The sequence below is a fragment of the Exiguobacterium sp. J17977 genome (assembly GCF_018616375.1).
GTDB classification, from domain to species: domain Bacteria; phylum Bacillota; class Bacilli; order Exiguobacteriales; family Exiguobacteriaceae; genus Exiguobacterium; species Exiguobacterium mexicanum.
In genome coordinates, this window is sequence record NZ_JAEQBB010000001.1 from 337,589 (window position 1) to 362,209 (window position 24,621).

A 24,621-nucleotide genomic window follows, 5' to 3' on the forward strand; every position below is an offset into this window, starting at 1 on the left:
CATAACTTGGGCAGTAAGGGTGTCCGAGGAGTGATCGAGAGGGCGCGAGAATGTCGAAGACGCAGAAATCGCATTTTACCAAAGGGAGGATTTAAACAAGATGGCAAACAAAAAACAATTTGTCACAGCAGCGGCAGCGTTTGCGGTGACAGCGGCAGCAGTCGCGCCAGCAATGTCGGCTTCAGCAGCAACACCGGTCGTCAAGCTAGGGTCAGACTATGTACGCCAAGGGAACTTGGATGCAGCGCTTGACAAGACGTATCAAGGGTCAGAGATCCACTGGTACAAGTCTTCTGTCAACATGAACAAATTGGGTGTCTTCCAAACGGCGGTCGGTTTCGTCAAAGGGAAAGGCATCAAAGTCGAGAAGCGTGTTCGCGTCTTGAACTATGCCCAAGCGGTGATCGGACCGAAAGACATGCTCGTCTTCGAAAAAGGTCAATCTGTTGCGGGTATTCGTTCACAGCCGGTCAAATTCGCGGATCGCGTCTACATGAAGCCGGGTTCATGGTCTGGTATCGATACGTCACAAGTCGGTGAGTTCTACGCGACGTTCACGTATTCGAACAAAGCTTACGGAACGGTCTCGAAATCGTTCAAGTATAAAGTTGTTGAGTCAGCACCGATGGTATCGAGCGTCAAGTTGCTCAATGCGAAGGAACTTGAAATCAACTTCTCGAAACCGGTCGACGCGAGCACGCTCCTTTACAACGGCATGCTCAAAGATGGAACAGTCGAAATCGATCACATTCCAGACGCGCAACGCCTCAAAGGACTTCGCGGCACACTCTCGAAAGACGGCAAAACGCTCGTCGTTCGCGCCGAGAAGACATTCGATGGCCGCTACGCCGTGCTTGCTAGTGCAAAAATTCTTGGGCTCGACGGCAAAGCGCTCGTCCCGTTCAAAGAAATCTACACGTTCACAGACAACGTACGCCCGGTCCTTAACGACCCTGAGTACCTCGAAAACAACCGCGTGAAGTTCACGTTCTCTGAGCCGGTCAACGTCGACTCGGAAGATGAGCTCGAGAAGAAACTCGAATTGAAAGATGCTTCTGGTGCTGGCTACAAAGTAGATGTCGACAAACTCTCATGGGACGGTAAGTCGTTCATCCTTGACTTGTCAGACGCTCAATTCGTAGCAGGCAAAGACTACAAGTTGACGCTCGTCGGTCTCCGTGACTTCGCTGGCAACTTCATCTCGCCAAACCCAGTGACGAAGATCGTTCAGAAGAAAGTCATCGACGCGGTAAATCCTGAAGTCGTCGCGATGTCTTCTTCGAAACCAGGTTACCTCACAGTCACATTCTCTGAGGCTGTCTACGTGGACCGTTACAACCACGTCGCGAAAATCACACTCACAAACGGCGAAATCGAAGCTGACCTCGATGACAACGCATGGCTCGATGAGTCAGGTAAAGTCCTCACAGTCCGCGACCACTCGTTCATCGGTCAAATCGACGTGAAAGTGTCTCATTTCCGCGACCTTGCTGGCAACTACGGCGCAGCGTCAACGAAATTGGTTAACTTCACGAACGACGCGGAAGCTCCGTATGTGACAGGCGCAGAAGTGAAAGTGATTGACGGGAAGAACTACCTCGTCCTCACGTATTCTGAAGAGCTCAAGCATGGTGCTTACAGCGACGGTAAGATGTACGGGTCGTACATCACGCCGAATGGTGTCGAGAAGAAAGTGGCGGCATGGACTGACGCTTCGTACTACTCGAAGAACCAAATCAAGACGCCAATCTCGGACCTTGAGCTTGGAAACTACTCGGTCAAACTTCCGGCTGACCTCGTGAAGGATGTCGTCGGTAACGAGAGTGGAGAGCAATCAATCAAGTTCTCAATCGTGTCGAGCCCAATCGAGAAAGAGAAGCCGACGTTCGATGGCTACTACTTCCAAGAGAAGGACAACAGCACGCTTTACCTCAAGTTTAGCGAGAAGCTCGACCCATCGTCACTCAACTTGGGCAACTTCTTGATCGAAGGCAAAGCGATCGCTGAGAAGGCTGTCTTCCTCAGTGAAAAACGTGACGTCATCAAGTTGACGCTCGCGGAAGGTGCGATCCAAACGTCTGGTAAGTATGCATTCGTGATCCAAAACATCAAGGATGTAGCGGGCAACGTCATGGATACGGTCTCGTTGAACGAGAAGTTCGCAGAGAACGACCTCCCAGGCTTGACGAAAGCTGAACTCACGTCGAACAACGTCTCTGGAAACTATGCGATCATCACGCTCACGTTCGATGAGTCGATTGCAGACTACTCGATTGTCGATGGTTATGAAGACTTCAAAATCTTCGTCGGCGATGCGGATCTCTCGAAATCTGCAGGTATCGCAGAAGTCATGGGCGCGCAGTCGAACCAAGTTCAACTTAAAGTTGATCGCGTGTTGACCCCGGCCGAGACGTCTAAGACACTCACGCTCAAACCAGGCGCTGCGTTTGAAGTCCTCGACCTCGAGAACAACAAACACCCATTGTTCACTTCGGTGAACATCGCTAAGTAATTAGCATTGACCTTCATTGACCCTCCCTTAGGGTTAAATAGAGCAAAGCCTTCGGGCTGCGCCATCTTGAAACCGGTAGCGTTTGTCGCTACCGGTTTTACTATGTCTAGCTTCTCACCAAAATGTGAGGTTAAACTGAGGTTTTAAGGACAATGCCTGGAATCGTAATAGGCGTGTACTAGACTTGGTGAAGCTGTCTGACTACACGATTATCGCCGAACCGTTCTCGAACACCGGTGTCACGGTCATCAGCCAGCCGAAATAAGACAAGGCCATCTCGCGCGCGAGATGGCCTTGTCTTATTTTTGTTTTGCGTCTTGATAGCCGAATGCTTTGATGGTCAAAGTATCATTCAATTTTCCATCGAGTTGCGATAAGATAATTGTCTGTTTTGGATCCCAACCGGCGAGGTCGACTGCATCTGAACTAAGTCGGCCACCTCCCCGGTAGTGTTTGTTGACTTGTAAAGTGTATCCATATACGTGCTTGAGCCATCGGTTGTCGTTTGAGCGGACCGCTAAATATGAATTGGAACCGCGCAACCCTTTTACGACTTTGACTTCGAATGCAGGCGGTGCTTGATTGTAAGAGTCGAGCGTCTTGTCGCCAATACGAACGAGCTCTTCCCTGTTGAAATGGTTATGTTCGTCATACGAATCGCGTCCCATCTCAATCGTATACGTGAAGCCATTGATTTTCTTGCCATCAATCGAGACAACACGGAACGTTCCGGGACCGTGAGGGTGATTATAGATAAAGTAGCGACCTTGTTTTTCCAGTCGCGCAAACTCGCTGACAGGCTGTTCAGGACCTTTGAACGAGATTGTGATCAGGCCGGATTCTCCGATTAGAGCATTCACGACACGCTTATGATAAATCGATTCAGCCCAAGAGTCATACTGGATGTTCTTCATCTGAATTTGGGTTCGATTCGATGGATTGCTCAGTGCAACAAACGGTTCGCTGAACTGATTGAATTCAAGTGTGCGATCGACTGCACTGACTACGAACGAGATATCAGATTTTGTCGTGAAGAACAACTTGTTTGGTCCGGCTGTCTCGTTCAATTCGAATGCTTTCACGTAGTCATTCATATGATTTGATTTATGTGCGATGTTCATTTGTTTAAACAGCTGAGTGAGCTTAGCGACAGTCACATTTTGTAATGCCGTAGCAATCGCCCTTTCGTCTGCGCCCATTTGTTTGCCTTGTATCACAAGATTTGGTTTAGTCACACCGAGTAACCCGTTCGGTCCATCAAGGATATGCGTTTTCGTTGGAGCGGCTACAGCTCTGACTTTAAAGGTTGACGTGCCGCGCAATACGACGTCTGCATGTTTAACGTTTAAGAAACCAATCTCTCCATTGTATGTAATAGGTAAATCATAAGAGAGTTGAGCCTGATGGATGTCCCAACGATTGATTGTTCCTTTCCCCCGAAGCGTAAATCGCGTGTTTGAGTGGAATTGTTGAATCGTACCATTCAACGTGACGTTCCATTGTGACGTCTGTTTGTAGGGCTCGAATCCCCAGCCTTCTAAGATAACTTGCCGGAGTGGGGCGGCTGTCGTGATCGTAACGGGTCCTCCGGGCAACTTTAAACTCTGAATTCGTGCAGCGGCATTCCGATCAATGATAATTGGATTCTTGACCTGCGCGAATTGGCCGAGTGCCAATCGTTCGAATCCCACGATTGTGTTGTCTTGTATGATTGGCTTTGCGAGCGTGCTTCGTAGCGTTGCAGCGTTCTGTTTGAAGAAAGGGAGCAACGTTGAGGAGATTTTCGCGCTTTTTCCGTTGACACTGGCAATCTCAGTCCCTTTATATGTCATGACCTGATGGTAGCTATCATGTTTTTTGATTGGGATTTCAAGTGGCAGGATACTCTTGAGTTGGACGTATCCTCTCGTCTTGCCAACTTGGACGTTGGCCCATCCGTTTTGTGTCGAGATCAGCGAGAGATTCGTGTTCATTTTGAGAGTCTGGATTGTTTTTGCTTTAGAACTTGCGGACACCTTCAATGGAGTTGACTCGAGCGTTTTATATGGAAACGACGATGCCTCGGCGTTTCCAACGGTAAATGTGACTAGAGCGATAATAAAAGCCATAACCCACTTTTTATACATAACAATTCTCCTCCTTCAACAAAACCATTATATAGAAGTGTTGGAATCATTGTTTATAATTTTTATCAAAAATGGAAAATGATTTCTTTTGATAATTTGTTGAAACAAAGCGAAAAATTCCTATCGTGGTTAGTCCGAACCATAATTACGAGAGGTGTTTTCGTAGTTTTCTATTCCAGACCTTGTTCTTGAACCTTTAAATCACCAGAAAATTTTGTTATTAATCCCTATGCATATAAAAAATACATATTTATTCCAAATAAATATGGAAAATTGAAACAAATAAGGTATGATTATATTGTGCTATTTTATTTGAGAATATTTAATGCTTTGGAGGTACATATGAGTCGTACACAGAGAAAACAGGGGAAAAAGTTTCAGTTTTTGATTAGGACGTTTGTCTTAATTTGTTTAATCTTATCTGGAGTGATTTATCAACAAAATCAGGAAGCAGAGGCGACAATGAAGCTCCATGCATCTATTTCAGGAGATGCATTGCGATTTAGTGGCATGGCTCTACGTTTGGATCCAAAAGGCCTATATATCCATTCCAACAGTAGCCATAAACCAATCGGCTTCACGAATGCAGAGATTGACCCGAAACGTGGGACAATCATTATCCGACGAGACCGCGGAGATTCTGTCGTCTCCATCATTGCCGAACCAGACGAGACGCTCACAAAACGGGGGATCACAATCGGTGCTTCCGGGGGCGGGCGAATTACCCACTTGTATTTATATCAAAATGGTGTTCAACTAAATTTAGCGAAGCCGGCTGATTATAAAAAAGCAGCGAGTGCTTACTCTAATATTTGGATTACCATCATCAGTCAGTCTTGATGAGTTGCCGGCGAAGCCGGTGCTCATCTTTTTTCAGCTTGATGCACGAATTTACAATAGAATGAGGGAACATGATGCAAGCTTATCAACGTGGATTTTTACTGACCGCAACACAACAAAATCGTGAAGGGTGGGAGACGATATCACTTCCGAATGGTACCTTCTTTACTTATGACCCGCTCACCCCGGTCGACTTGGTTCAAGACGGCGCGCGCTGGCTGCTCGTCTTCGGGGACATGATTGACATCCGTGAGACAACGCGAAACCGCGCTAATGTGATTGGACGATTGAACGGTCAAGCGTCAAACGAGTTTCACGAATCGCTCGACTTCATGGGGGGGCGTTACCTGCTCATCCGTGGCGACCAGTCATCGGTTCGCCTCTATCATGACGCGACCGGGATGCGCGGTGTCTATTTCACGACGGAAACGCCGCTCCGAGCGGCGTCCCATCTCGAGTTGTTACAAGAAGACGTCCAGTCGGGGCCGCACCCGCTCTGTTCGGATGAGTTGCGGCAACATAACCATTATCACTTGCCGGGTCACTTCACGATTTATGAGTCGATTCGAATTCTCGTCCCGAACCATTTCGTGGATGAATCGAACCGGATGACGCGCTATTATCCACGGCGCCCACTCGACGCATTACCGGTCGAGGCGGCCCTCGAACCGCTCCGGACGTGGTTCGACAATCAGTTGCATCAGCTGTTCGAGTCGGACGAACGCATGATTTTCTCGCTCACGGCCGGCATTGACAGTCGTTTGTCGTTGGCGCTCCTCAAACCGTTCCTCGCGAACATCGAGACGTTCACGTATCAGAACGTGGCGCATGTCGAGTCACTCGATATCGATGCGGAAGTGGCGACGGCGATGGCGCGTGATCTTCAATTCAACCATCGAATCATCCCTGTGGATGGTGCGGCGTATGAACGTTCGGAGGAGGCGAAGCCGTTTCGGGACATGATGAAGCGGAGCGTGACGTCAAACCATGGACATGCCCATGCGTACGAATATATGAAACTATATAAAGACCGTCCGACGCGGCACTTGCGGTCGAACATCCTCGAAATCGGGCGAGCGTTTTATCGGAAGAATCGGACGTTACCGGCCGAGTTCACGGTCGAAGGGGCGATTCGTTGCTATTCGTGGAAATCACGGGAAGACGAGCGTGTCGTCTCGCTTTGGACGTCCTACGTGGCGGCCGTAGGTTTAACGACAGAGACGCTATACGGCTACGACCCATACGATTTGTTGTATTGGGAGTACCGGATGGGCGTTTGGCACCAACAAGTTCTCGCCGAGAGTGATGTCGCGTTTGAGACGTACATTCCGTTCAACGCGCGCGCCATCCTTGAACTGTTCTTGACGCCGGAATTCGGCGACCGGTTATACGCCAAGCTGTTCTATGAAGTGATTGGACATGAGTGGCCGGTGCTCGCGTTCTGGGGTGTGAACAAGCGGGACACGATGCGTGACTATTTGCATCCGACGCTCGATCAAGGATGGATGGCGCTTAATGGGGTCATCACGAGCGGTCGATTGGACGAGACGACGATTCCATTGAACGTCCGGCGCTTGACGACGAACGTGTCATACCACCTCGAGGCGAACGCGATGAGAAAAGGTGACCATATGGCGTATTCCCAAATCCTCACGACAAAATCGGGACAGACGTATCGCCTGAACTTGAACGTGCTCAACCCGTTCGAGAAGCGGTCGTCGCTAGGATTAGGGCGGATGCGCTATGAGATTTGGGTCGGTGGCGTGCTTTATTTATCCGAAGATATCGCCGCCTGGGGTGGGCCGAACCAAGTGTGGGTCGAGTTCGATGCGACAGATGACGCGACGGAACTGGTGGTCCGTACGGTCGCCCTTCGTGATTGCGGGCCGAACAAATGGGGCGCGGCCTCGAAGATGCAGCTCGAGGCGCTCTGCCTACAAGAGATTGAACATGGACATTTGAAGGCTGGGGCATCGAGTCCGTTCACCCAGCTTCACGAACTCGTTGAAACCGAATAAGGTCTTTTTGCCTACCTTGTTTTGTGTTTCCATAGAATCCCTCGATGTTGCAATCGGGGGATTTTTTGGAAAAGATACACGGAATTAACGAAAAATTAATTGTATTTACTAGTGGAATTGGATATGTTTAGAGAGGAAAGTGGTCTCTGAAACGATAGGTCTGAAGACGGAATAGGGAGCAAGGCCGATTATCATCCGTCGGACATTGTAAGCGCTATCATTCGTTTTAGTTCTGCTTCACCACATTTGAAAGGGGAAAATCAAATGCTCACACGTAAAACGAACAAGCTGTACGCTTCACTCGCTGTAGCGGCGATCACCGCTTCATCGATCGTTCCGGCAGCGACAGCTGACGCGGCACCAAAAGTTAAGACGGTTAAATTGAAAACTGACTTCGTCCGCGGAGGCGACCTCGACGCCGCGCTCGACAAGACATATCAAGGTGCCAACATCCATTGGTACAAATCATCGGTGAAGTTGAACAAACTCGGTACATACCAAACGGCGAAAGGAATCGTGATTGGCAAGGGGATTAAAGTCGAGAAGCGCGTCCGCGTCTTGAACTATCCGGTGGCGATTGTTCCGGCTGAGGGCCTCTCATTCAAACAAGGGGAGAAAGTGCCGAGCGCACTTCGTCTCGATGTTCGCTTCGCAAATGGTACGGTTGAGCGTCTCGTCCGTGTTCACGGCATCGATACATCAAAAATCGGTTCGTTCACGGCTCATGCGAAATTCACGAGCAACGGCCGCACAATCGAAGCTGACCTTCCATATTCGGTCGGTGGGACGACGGTATCGTTCATGCATACGAACGACACACACGCGTCACTCGATTTGGCGCCAAAACGCGCAACAGCCGTGAAGCAAGTTCGTGCCGAGAAGCCGAACGCGCTCTTGATTGACGCTGGGGACGTATTCTCAGGTTCACTTTACTTCAACAAGTTTGAAGGCATGGCTGACTTGAAACTCATGAACTACATGAAGTACGACTTGATGACACTCGGGAACCACGAGTTCGATCTCGGTGGCGATGAGGACGGCAACGCTGAACTTGCCAAGTTCATCCGCTACGCGAACTTCCCGTTCGTCAGCTCAAACCTCGATTTCTCAGCAGATACAGATTTGAACCCGCTCTTCCGTGACGCAGTGACGGACAAGCCATACAACGGTCGTCTGTATGAAGGCGTCATTAAAGAAGTTGACGGCGTCAAAGTCGGATTCTTCGGTCTCACGACAGAAGAGACGGCCGGAATCGCAAGCCCTGGCAGCGCCCAATTCCAAGACTACATCGCAGAAGCGAAAGCAGCAGTCGCAGCGTTCGAAGCGGCCGGTGTCAACCAGATCGTCGCCGTCACGCACTTGGGTTACGATGATAACCCAGAGGTCGACAACGACCAAATCCTCGCAGAAGAAGTCGCAGGCATCGACGTCATCATCGGTGGACACTCGCACTCGCTTCTCGCAGCACCGGTCGTGAAGAACGCGGATACGGACAACCCGACGTTGATCGTCCAAGCGTATCAGTATAGCCAATACCTCGGCACACTTGACGTCACGTTCGACCAAGACGGAAAAGTCGTCGCCCATGAGGGTGCTTTAATCGATGTGACGAAACTTGAAGCGGATGCGAAAGCGACTCAACTCCTCGCACCGTTCAAAGAAGAAGTCGATGAGTTGAAAAACCAACCGACTGGCGCCACGGCAACAGCTGCCCTTACAAACCCACGTACGAGCGACCCAGGCAACACGACTGGCGAGAGCGTCCGTAAAAATGAAACGGCACTCGGGAACTTGATCACAGACGGCATGCTCGCGAAAGCGAAGACGTTCAGCCCTGACGTCATCGGCGCGATTCAAAACGGCGGAGGCATCCGTGCAGCAATCAACGAAGGTGAGATCACAATCGGCGAAGTGCTCACGACGCTTCCGTTCGGGAACACGCTCGCGATTGCTGACCTCACAGGGACAGAGATTTACCAAACGTTCGAGCGCAGTGTCGGACCGCTTCCGAACGAAAACGGTGGCTTCCTTCACGTCGCTGGCTTGAAAGTGACGTACGATAGCTCGAAACCGTCAGGCGAACGCGTGACGAAAATCGAGTACATGAAAGACGGAGCACCGGTACTTGTGGAAAACGGACCAACGAAATATAAAGTCGCAACGAACGCGTTCACAGCGAAAGGCGGCGACGGCTTCGCAGAACTCGGCGCAGCCTACGCACAAGGCCGCGTCCAAGACCTCGGTCTGTCGGACTGGGAAAACTTGCGTGACCACGTGCAAAGCCTTGTTACGGTCGATCCGAAAGTGGAAGGTCGCATCGTTGACGAAGCAGCCAATTAAGCAGTCAAACTCTCCTGATGATTCAGGGGAGTTTTTTTGTTACCGGTTCAAAAAGTCGGGTATTACAAAAGAGGGGAATGGTGAACCAGTGGATTGTCATCTGACTGAAATTGCTTGCCTATCTGATATTTGGTACTATGACAGAGGATGTAGGTATGACACCTACGATACGACATGAGGAAAGAATGAGGCGAATTGAATGGATGTAAGACGATTATTGTCCGACGTTCAGGCGCATACGAAATGGGTACGTGCCGAGCGGGAACGGATTTCACTAAAAGAACCGCTGGATGAAGGCGATGTCATTCTCATCAATGACTTGCCGTCTTTGACGAAGAAAACGCAACTCCCGTATTGGGATGAGCAAAAGCTCGAAGCGTATCATACTGGCCTCCAACAAGAGTGGGACTTGGCGACCGAGCGCTTCCCGAACGACTTACCGGAATATCCGACATCGAACGGGAGTACTTACTATAAGAAGAAACTCATCAATGTGGCGTTCGTCGGACCGGTCGAACGAGCCGAGGTATGGAACAACGTCTGCAATATTCATACGTTCAAGACGGTCACCGAGTTTTTAGAACTCATCAACGCCGGAGTCAACATTGAATTCTTGATGATTAGCCCAATCCTTCCTGGAGAAGCGGCCACGAGTTTTGAACATATGGGCACACCGCGGTCGCACTCGCGCGAATGGCTTGAAAAGCTAGTCAAACAAGCGAACTATCGCGAGATTCCGACTGTATTCCATACGGAAATGGACACGAACCATTACGCACGTTTCGCCTCACTCGCAGCGAAATGTGACGTCGTCTTCACGGCCAATGAAGAGCGGGTACAAGACTATACGGAACTGTGCAAACATGACCGTGTCTTCGTCATCAAACCGTTCGTCAATCAGTTCGTCCATAACCCGATCGGCATGACGCGCGCCCGTTTGAAAGACGTGCTCGTCACGAATGAGTTCCCGATGCGAAAAGCGTTCATGGAAGACGTCGACAAATTGATGGATGGCGTCTTAGAGACGGACCACCGTCTCCATGTCGTCAAATCGGACCGCGAGCAGAACGAAGAAGTCGGCGAAGCGTATCGTCAGTATCTCGTCGCGAGCGAGACCGACATGGACCGCTTGAAAAAGTCGGTCGATTGGGTCCTTCACATCAACGAAGTGAAAAACAGTCCGAGTTACTGTGCGCAAGAGATTTACGATGCACAGGCGCGCGGCAACCTCGTCTTGACGAACTATAATATCGCCGTCAACAACGATTTCCCGAACGTGTTCATCGCCACGGGCCGTCTCGACGCGAAACAGATTTTGAACATGTTCAAGACTGAGGATGAAATGTATCGTCAACAGCTATCTGGCATCCGGACAATCATGTCGGGACACACGATGCACGACCGCTTCGAAGAGATGCTGTTCGCGCTCGGACTCGAGACGGAAACACTCGGGGCCCGTCCGGTCCTCGTCGTCGGATCAGGTGACGAGTCGCATCTTCAAGCCATGGTTGCTGACCAAACGTATGACAACGTTCGTTTCCGGATGGCCGACGCCGTAACGGAGACTGATTTGCAGGAAGCGGCGTTCGTCGCGTTCTTCGACTCGGCGTACACGTATGAAGCTTATTATTTAGAAGATTTGATTAACGCTTTCAAATATACGGACGTGTCGTTCGTGACAAAAGCGGCCTACTTCGACGGAGAGACGTTCGTCGAAGGGCCGGAACATGACTACGTGACCGACGTGACCGACGTGCACCGTTCCGTGTTCGTCGCCGAGCAGCTGTCACATAAAGAAGTCGTGACGCGCACGCTCAAGAGCCGTAGCTTGCCGGGCTACGCTGTCGATCGCTATGAGCTCGTTAAAGGTGAGGTCATCGTGACAGCGAACGCGCCGGGCACGTATAAACTGTCCGTCGTCGTACCGGTGTATAACAATGGTCGTTACTTGTATAACAAGTGCTTCTTCAGCTTGAAGCGGAGCACGATGTTTGACGATATGGAGATTTGGCTCGTCGATGACGGTTCGACCGACAACGAGACGAGCCGTTATGTCGAGCGCTTGGCGCGCGAACACAAAAACGTTTATACGTACTCGTTCGCAGACGGCGGTAGCGGCAGTGCCTCACGCCCTCGTAACAAAGGCGTTGAGCTGGCGACAACTCCATATATCGCCTTCCTGGACCCGGATAACGAAGCGGTCAACGACGGGTATCACGAACTGTATCAACTGATCACACGCGAACCGGGACTCGACCTTGCCGTCGGCAGCATGTTGAAACTGTCGAACCGCGAAGCGATGATTGAACTCGAAGGTTTAGAAAAAGGCGGCATCCGCATGATTGAAGACCCGCGTGCCTACTTGCTCGAGCACAACTTCAAAGTGCAAAGCATCCAGGCGATGGTCATCCGTCGTGATTTTATCGTCGACAACGGCTTGAAACAAGTCATCGGGGCCGTCGGGCAAGACTCGCTCTTCTTCCAAGAGATGTTCCTCACGGCCGAACGCGTCGCGCTCGTCGACTTGACGATTCACGACTATTACGCGGCCGTGGCGGGATCGACCGTCAACACGATCACACGTCGTTATTTCGAGAAATGTGTGTTGCGCGAGACGGCCCGAGCAAAAGCGTTCAAGCGGGAGGGCGTTCTCGACGTCTATCGCGAGACGCGCTTCGAGCGATTCTTTGAGCTGTGGTATCTCCAGTTCATCCGCCGATCGCGGGACGAGGATTTCTTCGGCAATGCTGAACTACTATATGCCATCTACGAGCAGTTCAAACCGCTCGAACCGAAGAGTCCCCGCTTCAAACAGTTCATCGATCTGTATGAGAGCGGTCAAAAAAATGAATTGAAACGTCTGTATTTCGACGTATTCCGTTGAGGTGACAACATGAGTGAACAATTGAAACAAGAAAAGAACCTTCTCGAGATACAGCTTGCTGAACAAATCGAGGAGAATAAGCGACTTCAACGTGAATACCGCATCAGAGGTCAACAATATCAACGTCTATTGCATCGGTATGCCGAACTCCTCTATACAGTGGAATGGATTTCAAAAGAAGCCGAGAAGGCAGATAAACGTTATCAGCAGATGACTCGGAAATATAAGCAAGTCCAGCGTAAATATCAAGGGTTGACGCAATCAAAAGCCGGTAAAGTACTTCTGAAAGTACGAGCCGTCCGTAGCCGAATCGGCAAAATCGTCAATTCAAAATGACCACCTGGGAGCGACATGTGATATGTCGCTTCCTTATTAGTGAAATTAAGGGGAGCATCCCCGTAGTTTGGAGGAAAGACATATGGGTTGGCAAACGAAAGCACGTCGGGCGGCGCATCTAGGTTTACAGCGTTCACGTCGCGTCGGGAAACGCATCATTAATAAGACGCGCAATCGAGTGATTTCCCGTAAGGGGGGACCAATCGTCCCGAATTGGTATACCGATTCGAACGCGGTGCATTTAGAAGGGGCAGACGTGATCGTCTCCCGTCCGGAAGCGGTAGCTTTAGCGTACCGGGCGGATGGAAAAGAAGAGGCGCTCGACCTCAAGCAAATGTTTTCAAAATCCACGCGTCAACTGCACGTTCAGTTTCGGGCGAAGGCAACAGGGGACGTCGTTCCTGTCGTGAAAGTCTCGCTCTATCAACGGAATAAGCACTCGCGTGACGTGTTCGTTTACAATCAAGCACCGAGTGACATTGCCTTGCTCGCGAGCGAGACGCGAGTTCGCTTTGCTGTCGAAACGGAAGGGAAAGGCTCTTACAGTGTCATCGAGTTGAATGTCAACGGTGTCTCACTCTGGGACGTCGAAGGCATGGCGTACCATATGCAAGACAGTGATTTCGATTATCGCATCGACTTGACGCCGAAACAGCTTGAACTCATCTCGGCCATCAATCGTGTCGTCGATTTCGAAGAGGACAAGCTCGTCCTTCACGGCGTCGGCAGCCAATACGCCCACTTCGGTGTCGGCGAGTCAGCCTTGCCACACGTGAACACGCAACGTGCCATCGACTTCCCGCTAGGAGACATGGACGATGACGTCTATCGTTTCTATTTAAAAGGCACGGTGACGGGTGCCGCGAACGCCTCGTTGTTCGTCGTCACGTATACGGCCGATGGACAAGATCAAATGATTGAGGTCCCGCTCGGACTAAGTGGAATCATCCGTCTGACACCGAGCCATACGACGGTCCGTTACTTCGTCCGCTTCTCTGGACATGGTGAACTGCAAGGGTTGAAACTCGGCATGGTCCGTGAGAAGAGCGTGCGTCGTGAGGAGATTCTCTCCTTAAAACCATCGATGTGGACGGTACCGACACCGGACACGATCAAACTGAAGCATAAGAACGAACAACTTGTCCTTAAATTAAAAACCGGTGAAGGCAATCGTCGCTATATCTCCTACGCTGAGACGAACAACAGCTTCAAACTGTTGCCGGTCGACTTCTTGTTCGACGTCAAATCGAACAGCCGTTACCGTGTCACGCTCGACGGCGAGATGGGAGAGGGGACGAACGTCGTCCTCTACATCATCACGTATTCGACGGAAGGCCGTTTGAACATGCAGCAAGTCCAACTCGGATCGGAGAAGGTTTTTGAGTTCGAGAAAGAGGCGCGTCGTCTCCGCTTCGCGCTTCGTGTCGACGGCGACGGGGAAGCGGTCATCGACCGAATCCGTGTCACCGAAGAGATTATCAGCGACCGCACACGGAGCCCGGAATGGCTCGATGTGCGCGAGGCCCGTCTGTTCCGTGCCGTGCCGCGTGAGCTGCACGAATTGAAAGTCGCGGCCATCTTCGATGAGTTCACGACGGCTTCGTACCGTCCGGAATGTGACTTGATCACGTTCACGCCGGACAACTGGCCGGCCGTCCTCTCCGATGAACAACCGGACTTCTTGATGGTCGAGTCGGCATGGAAAGGAAACGCCGGGGCGTGGGAGAAGAAGGTCGTCAAATACGGCACGAACACGTGGGAAGAGCTCGACGGCCTACTCGAATGGTGCCGTCACAACAATATCCCGACCGTGTTCTGGAACAAGGAAGACCCGATTCACTACGACCGCTTCATCGAGACGGCGAAACGGTTCGACTACGTCTATACGACCGACGAGAACCGGGTCGAGGATTATATCCGCGACTGCGGGCACGACCGTGTCGGCGCACTTCCGTTCGCCGCACAACCGAAAGAACACAACCCGATTCGCTTGCCGGGGACGCGTGAACCGTACGCCTCGTTCGCGGGCTCGTATTATGCGAACCGTCACGAGTCGCGTCGTCAAGACATGGACCGTTTGTTCGCCGCGGCGGACCGTTACGGCCTTGTCATTTACGACCGCAACTATGAGATGAACCAACGCGGTGAGACGGATCAGCTCCAATTCCCGGAACAGTTCCGTGATTCAATTCGCGGCAGCCTGAAATATAATCAAATCGCAAAAGCGTATAAAGGCTTCAAAGTCATGCTGAACGTCAACTCGGTCAACGACTCACCGACGATGTTCTCGCGTCGCGTGTTCGAGGGGCTCGCTTGTGCGACGCCGGTCGTTAGCACGCGCTCGATCGGTGTTAAACAGATGCTTGGCGATTATGTCTTCCTTGATGAGGGTGACGCCATGCTCGATGAGACGTTCAAGAAGCTATTGACCGATGACGCGTTCTATGAGGATGTCGCTATGCGCGGGATGCGTCACGTGTTGACGTACCATACGTATACGCAACGTCTCGCCCAAGTCGTCGGTGCAATCGGCATCCCGTACCGTGTCGACCACGCGCGCGTGGCCATGGTTGCCATCGTCCGCTCGAAAGAAGAGATGGAGCGGGTCGTGTCGATTTATCAAGCGCAAGACTACACGCATACACACCTCGTCGTGTTCCTCGACAAGTTCGATGGCTATATCGACGTCTATAACGAGTACAACACCGAGACAATCTCGACGTTCATGCTCAGTTATTTGACGCAATATAACGCTTTGTCTGAGATTTTGGACGGTTTCGAATGGATGGCGTTCGTGAATCGGGACGACTATTACGGCCCGTCGTACGTGTCCGACTATATCTTGGCGGCACGTTATGCCGATTCCAACATCTTGACGAAAGGGGACCATTATACGTTTGATGGGACGCTCGAGAAACAAGATGTGGATGCAAGTTATCGCTACGTGTTCGACGCCGTGCCGACGCGTTCGCTCGTCAAACCGGCGGCGCTCCGCTTCTACAGCATTCAAGAGGCACTCGACGTGCTGACGAACGATGCATCGCTTCAAGAGTTGGCCCAGTCCGGCGAGCGGATCTTCAGCATCGATCCGTATCAATACGTCAAAGGCGGAGCCAATCTCTCCGACGAGATGGCCCAGGAGGTAACGTTATGACGAAAGCACCGCTTCGCGTCCTCGTCTATGGGGACGTGAACTTGAACTTGATTGACGGGTCGGCCATCTGGCTGACGTCCGTCGTCCATATGTTGAAACAAGACCCGTCGATTCACGTCGACGTCTTATTGAAACGCTCGATTGTCAAACCGGAAGTGACGGCGTCGATTCGTGAGTTGCCGAACGTCCGCTTCCTCGACGTATTCGGCGAGACGTCACCGAAGAAAGACGAACCGTACTATGAGAAGAAAGTACTCGAGCCGTCTGAAGCGGCCCAGCTCATCCATGAGCTCATGATGAGCGGTTCGTACGACTTGGCCTTCATCCGCGGCTTCCAGCTCGCCTACAACTTGTCGGCGTATGAGGACACGATGGCGAAGACGTGGACGTACATCACCGACTTCACCCACGACCATACGCAAGCATCGGACGAGGAGCTGGCCCGCTTGAAGCAAATCGCCTCACGCTCGGCCCGCATGCTCTGTCAGACGTCGGCGATGAAGGATTATTTTGAGACGTTCCTCCCAACGGAGCGACCGTTCCTCATCTTGAACCCGATGATTCCGAACGTGAAAGAAGCGACGCCGTCGTTCACGAAACCGAACGACCGCCTCGTCTATACGGGCAAGTTCGCCCCGCTCTGGTATTCGAGCGAGATTTTGACGGCGTTCGCGAAACTGCGCGCCGCACATCCGACGGCCGAGCTTCACGTCGCCGGCGACAAGTTCAATCAAGACCCGAATAACCCGAACTTCCGCAAAGACGTGACACACCGGCTTGGACACGACCCGGGCGTGACGTGGCTGAAAGGGATTCCGCGCCGCGATGTCGAGACGTTAATCGAGTCGAGTGCGGTCGGGGTGTCTTGGCGTCATCCGGAGCTCGACGCTTCGCTCGAACTTTCGACGAAGCTGCTCGAGTACGGTGCGCTCGGAAAACCGGTGCTGCTTAACCGTAACCCGATGCACGAGCTCATCCTTGGTGCCGACTACCCGTTGTTCGTCAATTCAGAGTCAGAGTTCATCGACAAGGCGCGTCTCGCGCTCACGGACACCACCATCTACCGTGAGGCCGCCAAGCGTCTATACGACATGGCCCAATACTATACGTTCACGAACACGCATGCGCGTCTCCGTGACGAGTTGTGGGCGATGAAGAAGTTGACGATCGTCTTCGCGGGCCACGACTTGAAGTTCTTGAAACTGTTCATGCAGAAGTTCTCGGAGAACCCGCGCTTCAACGTGCTCATCGACCAATGGGATGGCCATAAGATTCACAACGTCAACCATAGTAAAGCGTGCCTCGAGCAGGCCGATATCATCTTCTGTGAATGGGGACTCGGCAACGCCGTCTGGTACTCGGAGCACAAGCTGCCGCACCAGAAGCTGATTGTGCGAATTCACCGGCAGGAGAAAGAAACACCGTTCCCACGTCAGTACAACTTGCACAACATCGATAAAATCATTCTCGTCTCGCCGTATATGCTTGAAGAGATGTACCGTCTGTTCCGCATCCCACGCCATAAGATGACGATGATTTATAACGCTGTCGACGGAAATCGCTTGAATCAACCGAAAGTGAAACAAGATTTGACGTTCCACCTCGGCATGATTGGCGTCAACCCGAAACTGAAGCGACTCGATTTGGCGCTCGACATCCTCGAGCAACTGTTGCAACAAGACAGCCGTTATAAACTCTTCATTAAAGGACATCATCCGAACGAGATTTATTGGATCAATAAACGGGAAGATGAAAGAGCGTATTACGATAAATTGCTCGCCCGTCTCGAAGAGCCGCAATTCCAGTCGAGCGTCCAGTTCGACGGACACGGCGATGATGTCGCCGAATGGCTGCAAAAAATCGGGTTCGTCCTCTCGATGAGCGATCTCGAGAGCTTCCATTTGGCACCGGCCGAAGCGATGACGTCAGGCACATACCCACTCATCCGTCACTGGACGGGGAGTGAGACGATTTATCCTGACGATTTATTGCTCGAAGATGTGTCCGACGCGGTCGGCATCATCCGTTCGTACGCCGACGATTCCGACCGTCTTCTCGAAGCGGGAAAACCGCTTCAAGCCTATGCATTTGAGCACTTCGCGGTCGAAACACTTGCTAAAAAGCTGGAACAGCTTATACTAGAGGCGTTGTCCGAAACGGAAAAACATTGATTTGTCATTAAAATGTAATTGCCCGGCTGATTTGTTCAAGAGTATAATGAGTATTGTTTTATTGTCGAAACTGAAATAAAATGATGGACATGCTCGCATCTATAAATCGCAGGGCACACACACACTTGGAGGTTACTACAAATGAAAGTATGTACAGTAGGTCTTGGGTATATTGGTTTGCCGACATCGGCAGTCTTCGCTAAATACGGCGTCGACGTCGTTGGGGTAGACATCTCTCAAAACGTCGTAGATAAATTGAACCGTGGTGAAATCCACATTGAAGAGCCAGGTCTCGGCGAAGTCGTCGCAGACGTCGTCGCGCAAGGCAAGTTCCGTGCGTCACTCTCACCGGAGAAAGCGGACGCATTCATCATCGCCGTCCCGACACCAAACAATGATGACGAGCACAAGTCGTGCGACCTCACATACGTCTTGGACGCGACTCGTAAAGTCCTTCCATTCGTCGAGAAAGGCAACGTCATCATCGTCGAGTCGACGATCGCGCCACGTACGATGGACGATTTCGTCAAGCCGCTCGTCGAAGAGGCTGGATTCGTCGTCGGCGAAGACATCTTCCTCGTTCACTGCCCAGAGCGTGTCCTTCCTGGACAAATCTTGCATGAGCTCGTGCACAACAACCGTATCGTCGGCGGCATCACGCCTGCCTGTGCGGAAGCTGGCGCACGCGTCTACGGCACATTCGTCGAAGGCGAAATCGTCAAGACGGACGCGAAGACGGCTGAAATGTCGAAACTCATGGAGAACACGTTCCGTGACGTCAACATCGCCCTCGCGAACGAACTCGCCAAAGTGTGTAACGACCTCGATATCAACGTCCTCGACGTCATCGAAATGGCAAACAAACACCCGCGCGTCAACTTGCATAGCCCAGGTCCTGGCGTCGGTGGTCACTGCCTCGCGGTCGACCCATACTTCATCGTCGCGAAGTCACCGGACCTCGCGAACATCATCAACTTGTCGCGTGAGACGAACGTCTCGATGCCAGCCTACGTGGCCGACAATGTCGAGAAGCTCGTCGCGGGCATCGAAGACGCGAAAGTCGCTGTCTTCGGCGTGACGTACAAAGGAAACGTCGACGACATGCGTGAAAGCCCAGCCGTCGACATCTGTGAAATCTTGCTCGACCGCGGCGTGAACATCTCGGTTCATGACGGTCACGTCGAGAAGTCGACATCGAGCCGCTTCGACCTCGTCTCGAAAGAAGAAGCGATCGCAGGCGCGGACCTCGTGCTCGTCCTCGTCGACCACAACGAGTTCAAGACACTCGATTTCGCTGAACTCAGCGGAGCGATGCGTCGTCCGATGATCTTTGATACGCGCAACATCGTGAAGCCGGCTGGCGACGATGTCGCTGTCGTCAACTACGGCAACTTGTACAAATTTACAAAGGAAACGAATCTCGTACGTTGATTCAAGGTGAATTCACATGTTTAAATCCGCGAAAGCTATTCTTTCAGAACTGCAGTCGAGTAAGTATCTGATCATGCGTCTCGCGACGTATGAGACGAAGAGCAACTATTCAATGCAGTACCTCGGATTTTTATGGGAATTCGTCACGCCATTGCTGCAAATCGCAGTCTATTGGTTTGTATTTGGATTTGGTATTCGAAGCGGCAGGCCGATTGATGGCGTGCCGTTTCTGCCATGGCTCGTTGCGGGGATTGTCGTCTGGTTCTTTATTGCCGCGGCAATCACTTCTACGGCTCGGTCTGTCTATTCGAAGATTGGGTTAGTTTCCAAGATGAGCTTTCCAATCTCAACGATTCCTGCTTACGTCCTGTTATCGTTGTTTTATCGCCATGCCATTTTAGTGGCGGTATCCTTCGTGTTAATGTGGGCGTTCGGCTATCCGATGGGGCTCCATTCGCTATGGTTCATTTACTTGGCGATCAGTGCTCTTGCCTTACTTTACTCGCTAGCGTTAATCACATCCGCACTGACGACCATCGTGCGCGACTTACAAAACTTACTGCAATCGCTCATGCGAATGCTCATGTACTTGACGCCGATTTTTTGGGTTCCGACCGGCCGTCTCGCAGACATCCTTCAAGTCAATCCGCTCTATTATTTGATTGAAGGGTATCGTTCGATGTTCCTCGGCACCGATTGGCTCGCGAACAACTGGGCGTATGGTCTCTACTATTGGGCGATCGTGCTCGTCCTCTTCTTTGTTGGTTCGATGATCCATATGCGCTTCCGCCGTTATTTCATCGATTACATTTGAGGAGGCTACCATGTATCAAGTTAAATTTGAGAACGTGTCAAAACGTTATACGTTATATAATAAGCCGACCGACAAATTGAAGGAGATTTTCCTCAATAAAACGAACGGCAAGCAATTCTACGCACTCCGGAACGTCACGTTTGAAGTGCCGCCGGGTGAAGTCGTCGGCATCATCGGCATCAACGGGTCAGGGAAGTCGACAATGTCGAACCTGCTCGCGGATGTCATGCCGCCAACGCACGGTCAAATCGAACTGAAAGGCAAGACGGCGCTCATCGCGATCTCGTCTGGCCTGAACGGGAACTTGTCCGGGATGGAGAATATCGAATTGAAAGGGCTCATGCTCGGGATGACGAAACATGAGATTGCCGAGCTGACACCAGAAATCATTGATTTCGCCGATATCGGTGACTTCATTCATCAACCGGTCAAGACGTATTCGAGTGGGATGAAATCGCGCCTCGGGTTTGCGATTTCCATCAACATCGATCCGGACATCCTCGTCATCGATGAGGCGCTCTCGGTCGGTGACCAAACGTTCACCGACAAGTGTCTCGCCAAGATGAACGAGTTCAAGGATCAAGGCAAGACGATTTTCTTCATCAGCCACTCTGTGTCCCAAGTCCGACAGTTCTGTACGCTCGGACTTTGGCTCGAGTTCGGTGAGGTCCGTGAGTACGGACCGGTCGAAGAAGTCGCTCGTGAATACAATAAGTTTTTAAAATGGTTCCGTAACTTATCGAAAGATCAGCAAGACGCGTTCAAAGCGGATAAGTTGAAACGCCGGACAACCGTTGTCGAATCTACAGAGCTCGGCGAGACGTATATCTTGCCGCCGCTCACAGAAGAGGAGTTAGCGAATCGATGAAAAAAGTAATGACTGTCTTCGGGACACGCCCAGAAGCGATTAAAATGGCACCACTCGTTCTTGAATTGAAGAAACGTGAAGGGGTCGAACCAATCGTCGTCGTCACGGCGCAGCACCGTCAAATGCTCGACCAAGTGCTCGAGTTGTTCGAAATCAAGCCAGACTACGATTTGGATATCATGAAAGACAAGCAAACGTTGTATGACGTGACGTCACGTGTCCTCAAAGGAATGGGCGAAGTCATCGCTGAAACGAAGCCGGACATCGTCCTCGTCCATGGTGACACGACGACGACATTCGCGGCCTCGCTCGCGGCGTTCTACAACCAAACTGCGGTTGGGCACGTCGAAGCCGGTCTTCGCACGTACAACAAGTACTCGCCATTCCCAGAAGAGATGAATCGTCAGCTCACGGGCGTCATGGCCGACCTTCACTTCGCACCGACGGAAACGTCGAAAGAAAACTTGCTACGTGAAGGCAAGCCGGAAGATAAAATCTTTGTCACCGGCAACACGGCAATCGATGCACTCAAAACGACGGTCCGTGAGGACTACTCGAACGAGTTGCTCGATTCGATCCGTGAATCGGGACGTCGTCTCGTCTTGCTCACAGCCCACCGCCGCGAAAACCTCGGCGAGCCGATGCGCAACATGTTCCGCGCCGTACGTCGTTTGATTGAGAAGTATGACGATATCGAAGTCGTCTATCCGGTCCACATGAACCCGGTCGTGCGCGAACTCGCCAACGAGATTTTGCACGATATCGACCGTGTCCACTTGATCGAACCGCTCGACGTCTTCGACTTCCATAACTATGCATCGATTTCGCACTTGATCCTCACGGACTCGGGCGGCGTACAAGAAGAAGCACCGTCACTCGGTGTTCCAGTCCTCGTCCTTCGTGACACGACGGAACGTCCGGAAGGCGTGGCCGCAGGTACGTTGAAACTTGCCGGTGTCGAAGAGGAAGTCATCTTCGGTCTCGCTGACGAGCTTCTCTCAGACGAAGCCGCATACAAGTTGATGTCACAAGCCTCGAACCCATACGGTGACGGAGAAGCATCACGTCGCATCGTCGACGCCATTTTGGCAACCGATTTCTAATAATTTAATGTAAAAGAATAAGAGTTGTCTCGTACACGCGTACGGCAACTCTTTTCTTATAAACGGAGGAAACGATATGGCAGTCAAAAGAATCCGCCCTGCGATTTATCATTATTATCCGCGAGGTTACCAGAAAGATCACTTACGGATGCGCGAAGAAGGGTATAAGACAGAGGTTACGTTCATGCCGGAGAGTGAGTCCGACTCGATTTACGTGCAACTGTTCGATTTGAAATTCGAGATTCCGCCGTCGCAAATGTTTTTGCCGGACGCGCAGATGGACCCTTGCCAGACGATTGGCCTCGATACGCATATTCACGTGCTCAGTGACAAGACTGTGAAGCTCGAGATGTATTTCATGCAGTATACGAAGAAAGAACGCGTCTCGAATAAACGCTTCAAATTGACGCTCAACCCGGGCGACAACCACATCGAGGAGTCAATCCCTCAAGTCGAAGGGGCGGAGTACTTCAAACTCTCTTACAAATATGTGATTGAGACGACGGAGCCGCAGACGATTCGACTCGATGATTTGTATCTCTCGTTCGAGGAGTAATCTTGTAGGAAGGGACTAACTGATATGCTATTTAGTTCAACCGTCTTTTTATTTTATTTCTTGCCGATTGTACTCGGCTTGTACTTTATCTCGCCGCGTCCCATCAAAAACACGATTTTGCTCGTCGCGAGTCTGTTTTTCTACGCCTGGGGTGAACCGCGATTTGTGTTGATTATGCTCGCGTCGATTGCGATGAACTACGTCTTCGGACTGCTCGTCGACCGCGACCGGCATCATGAAAAGAAAATCAAGCTATGGATGACACTCATGGTGCTCGGGAACCTTGGGATGCTTGGGGTATTCAAATATGCGAGCTTCTTCGTCGAGAACGTCAACAGTGTGCTCGGCTTCTCGCTGAACGACCCGGAAATCCCGCTCCCGCTCGGCATCTCATTCTTCACGTTCCAAGCGATGAGTTACGTCATCGACGTGTATCGCAAGGATGGGCAAGTCCAGCGCAACATCTTTGACTTGGCGTTGTATGTCTCGTTCTTCCCGCAACTCATTGCCGGACCAATCGTCCGCTATCAAACGGTCGCCGATGAGATTGTCGACCGCCGCGAGACGATTGATGACTTCGTGTCTGGGATTCAGCGCTTCGTCATCGGTCTCGGAAAGAAAATGATTTTAGCGAACAGTGCCGGCTACGTCGCCGACCAGATTTTTGGCATGCCGGCAGGAGAGATGTCGACGACACTCGCCTGGATCGGGATTATCGCCTATTCACTCCAGATTTACTTCGATTTCTCAGGGTATTCAGATATGGCCATCGGGCTAGGGCGTATGTTCGGGTTCCACTTCTTAGAGAACTTTAACTACCCGTATATCTCTCGTTCTGTTTCGGAGTTTTGGCGCAGATGGCATATGTCACTCGGTAGCTGGTTCCGTGACTACGTCTATATCCCGCTCGGCGGAAATCGCCAAGGCGAATGGAAGACGTACCGCAACTTGGCTGTCGTCTGGTTCTTGACTGGAATCTGGCACGGGGCTAGCTGGACGTTTATCGCCTGGGGTGTATACTATGGAGTATTCATCATGCTCGAACGTGCCTTCCTCGGGAAATGGCTGAAGGCGATGCCGTCATGGCTGTCGCTGTCATTCACGTTGTTCGTCGTCATCATCGGTTGGGTCTTCTTCCGAGCTGACGATTTCCCGTATGCGATTGCTTATTTGCAGACGATGTTCGGCCTTCACGGCGGACCGCTGTTCGATCAACAAGCGCTCTACTACTTGGTCCAATATGGAGTCGTGCTCTTGGTCGCCATCATTGCGGCCACGCCGATTCCACGCATCGTCGTCGGGAAGTTCTTGAGTCAAGAACTCGATGACACGAAAACGACGGCGACCCGCCGAATCGTCGGGCTCGTCCGGGTGAGCGGTGTGCTCGTGCTCTTCTTCTTGTCGATTTCCTATATCGTGTCGAGCACGTTCAATCCGTTCATCTACTTCCGCTTCTAAAGAGAAAGGA

General features: G+C 51.4%; 14 protein-coding genes and 1 pseudogene. 14 read left to right on the forward strand and 1 reads right to left on the reverse strand.

What is annotated here, in order from left to right; all coding sequences use genetic code 11:
- Positions 1 to 100 precede the first annotated feature (100 nt).
- Positions 101 to 2,512, forward strand: a complete 2,412-nt coding sequence (locus KNO58_RS01700) for an Ig-like domain-containing domain (protein WP_214751548.1) — start codon at positions 101 to 103, stop codon at positions 2,510 to 2,512.
- A gap of 299 nt (positions 2,513 to 2,811) precedes the next feature.
- Here KNO58_RS01700 and KNO58_RS01705 read toward each other — a convergent pair whose 3' ends face one another.
- Positions 2,812 to 4,638, reverse strand: a complete 1,827-nt coding sequence (locus KNO58_RS01705; RefSeq protein ID WP_214751551.1) for a hypothetical protein — start codon at positions 4,636 to 4,638, stop codon at positions 2,812 to 2,814.
- A gap of 342 nt (positions 4,639 to 4,980) precedes the next feature.
- Between KNO58_RS01705 and KNO58_RS01710 the strand changes: the two genes are divergently transcribed.
- The 13 genes and pseudogenes from KNO58_RS01710 to KNO58_RS01770 all read left to right on the forward strand — a co-directional run bounded on the left by KNO58_RS01710 (position 4,981) and on the right by KNO58_RS01770 (position 24,611).
- Entirely contained in the window at positions 4,981 to 5,478 is a 498-nt protein-coding gene (locus KNO58_RS01710; protein ID WP_251026013.1) for a hypothetical protein, read from the forward strand.
- 74 nt (positions 5,479 to 5,552) lie between these two features.
- On the forward strand, positions 5,553 to 7,496 hold the full coding sequence (locus KNO58_RS01715; protein WP_214751553.1) for an asparagine synthetase B family protein: 1,944 nt from the start codon (positions 5,553 to 5,555) through the stop codon (positions 7,494 to 7,496).
- A gap of 264 nt (positions 7,497 to 7,760) precedes the next feature.
- Positions 7,761 to 9,836: a bifunctional metallophosphatase/5'-nucleotidase gene (locus KNO58_RS01720; RefSeq protein WP_214751555.1), complete on the forward strand. Its 2,076-nt coding sequence runs from the start codon at positions 7,761 to 7,763 to the stop codon at positions 9,834 to 9,836.
- Positions 9,837 to 10,035: 199 nt separating this feature from the next.
- Positions 10,036 to 12,720: a glycosyltransferase gene (locus KNO58_RS01725; protein WP_214751558.1), complete on the forward strand. Its 2,685-nt coding sequence runs from the start codon at positions 10,036 to 10,038 to the stop codon at positions 12,718 to 12,720.
- Between the two features lie 9 nt (positions 12,721 to 12,729).
- Positions 12,730 to 13,056: a hypothetical protein gene (locus KNO58_RS01730; protein WP_214751561.1), complete on the forward strand. Its 327-nt coding sequence runs from the start codon at positions 12,730 to 12,732 to the stop codon at positions 13,054 to 13,056.
- 82 nt (positions 13,057 to 13,138) lie between these two features.
- Positions 13,139 to 16,210: a CgeB family protein gene (locus KNO58_RS01735; protein WP_214751564.1), complete on the forward strand. Its 3,072-nt coding sequence runs from the start codon at positions 13,139 to 13,141 to the stop codon at positions 16,208 to 16,210.
- Entirely contained in the window at positions 16,207 to 18,381 is a 2,175-nt protein-coding gene (locus KNO58_RS01740) for a glycosyltransferase (protein ID WP_214751567.1), read from the forward strand. Before KNO58_RS01735 ends, KNO58_RS01740 begins: the two co-directional genes overlap by 4 nt.
- Before the next feature lie 141 nt (positions 18,382 to 18,522).
- The gene (locus KNO58_RS01745; protein WP_214751570.1) at positions 18,523 to 19,812 is read left to right on the forward strand and encodes a nucleotide sugar dehydrogenase; all 1,290 of its coding nucleotides are present in this window, start codon (positions 18,523 to 18,525) and stop codon (positions 19,810 to 19,812) included.
- A gap of 16 nt (positions 19,813 to 19,828) precedes the next feature.
- Positions 19,829 to 20,626, forward strand: coding sequence for an ABC transporter permease (locus tag KNO58_RS01750; RefSeq protein ID WP_214751574.1), 798 nt, complete (start codon positions 19,829 to 19,831; stop codon positions 20,624 to 20,626).
- Between the two features lie 10 nt (positions 20,627 to 20,636).
- Positions 20,637 to 21,410 (forward strand): annotated as a pseudogene (tagH, locus tag KNO58_RS01755) (teichoic acids export ABC transporter ATP-binding subunit TagH); the annotation flags it as partial.
- Positions 21,411 to 21,490: 80 nt separating this feature from the next.
- Positions 21,491 to 22,597 (forward strand): non-hydrolyzing UDP-N-acetylglucosamine 2-epimerase, encoded by a 1,107-nt coding sequence (wecB, locus tag KNO58_RS01760; protein ID WP_214751578.1) that lies wholly within the window; start codon positions 21,491 to 21,493, stop codon positions 22,595 to 22,597.
- A 76-nt stretch (positions 22,598 to 22,673) separates the two neighbouring features.
- Entirely contained in the window at positions 22,674 to 23,153 is a 480-nt protein-coding gene (locus KNO58_RS01765) for a hypothetical protein (RefSeq protein ID WP_021066436.1), read from the forward strand.
- Between the two features lie 24 nt (positions 23,154 to 23,177).
- Complete coding sequence (locus KNO58_RS01770; RefSeq protein ID WP_214751580.1) at positions 23,178 to 24,611, forward strand: MBOAT family O-acyltransferase; 1,434 nt, start codon at positions 23,178 to 23,180, stop codon at positions 24,609 to 24,611.
- Positions 24,612 to 24,621: the final 10 nt, after the last annotated feature.

Bases quoted from the DNA above. Each gene is read 5' to 3' on its own strand.
- KNO58_RS01700 (WP_214751548.1), top strand. From the start codon at position 101: ATGGCAAACAAAAAACAATTTGTCACAGCAGCGGCAGCGTTTGCGGTG.
- KNO58_RS01705 (WP_214751551.1), bottom strand. From the start codon at position 4,638: ATGTATAAAAAGTGGGTTATGGCTTTTATTATCGCTCTAGTCACATTT.
- KNO58_RS01710 (WP_251026013.1), top strand. From the start codon at position 4,981: ATGAGTCGTACACAGAGAAAACAGGGGAAAAAGTTTCAGTTTTTGATT.
- KNO58_RS01715 (WP_214751553.1), top strand. From the start codon at position 5,553: ATGCAAGCTTATCAACGTGGATTTTTACTGACCGCAACACAACAAAAT.
- KNO58_RS01720 (WP_214751555.1), top strand. From the start codon at position 7,761: ATGCTCACACGTAAAACGAACAAGCTGTACGCTTCACTCGCTGTAGCG.
- KNO58_RS01725 (WP_214751558.1), top strand. From the start codon at position 10,036: ATGGATGTAAGACGATTATTGTCCGACGTTCAGGCGCATACGAAATGG.
- KNO58_RS01730 (WP_214751561.1), top strand. From the start codon at position 12,730: ATGAGTGAACAATTGAAACAAGAAAAGAACCTTCTCGAGATACAGCTT.
- KNO58_RS01735 (WP_214751564.1), top strand. From the start codon at position 13,139: ATGGGTTGGCAAACGAAAGCACGTCGGGCGGCGCATCTAGGTTTACAG.
- KNO58_RS01740 (WP_214751567.1), top strand. From the start codon at position 16,207: ATGACGAAAGCACCGCTTCGCGTCCTCGTCTATGGGGACGTGAACTTG.
- KNO58_RS01745 (WP_214751570.1), top strand. From the start codon at position 18,523: ATGAAAGTATGTACAGTAGGTCTTGGGTATATTGGTTTGCCGACATCG.
- KNO58_RS01750 (WP_214751574.1), top strand. From the start codon at position 19,829: ATGTTTAAATCCGCGAAAGCTATTCTTTCAGAACTGCAGTCGAGTAAG.
- wecB (WP_214751578.1), top strand. From the start codon at position 21,491: ATGAAAAAAGTAATGACTGTCTTCGGGACACGCCCAGAAGCGATTAAA.
- KNO58_RS01765 (WP_021066436.1), top strand. From the start codon at position 22,674: ATGGCAGTCAAAAGAATCCGCCCTGCGATTTATCATTATTATCCGCGA.
- KNO58_RS01770 (WP_214751580.1), top strand. From the start codon at position 23,178: ATGCTATTTAGTTCAACCGTCTTTTTATTTTATTTCTTGCCGATTGTA.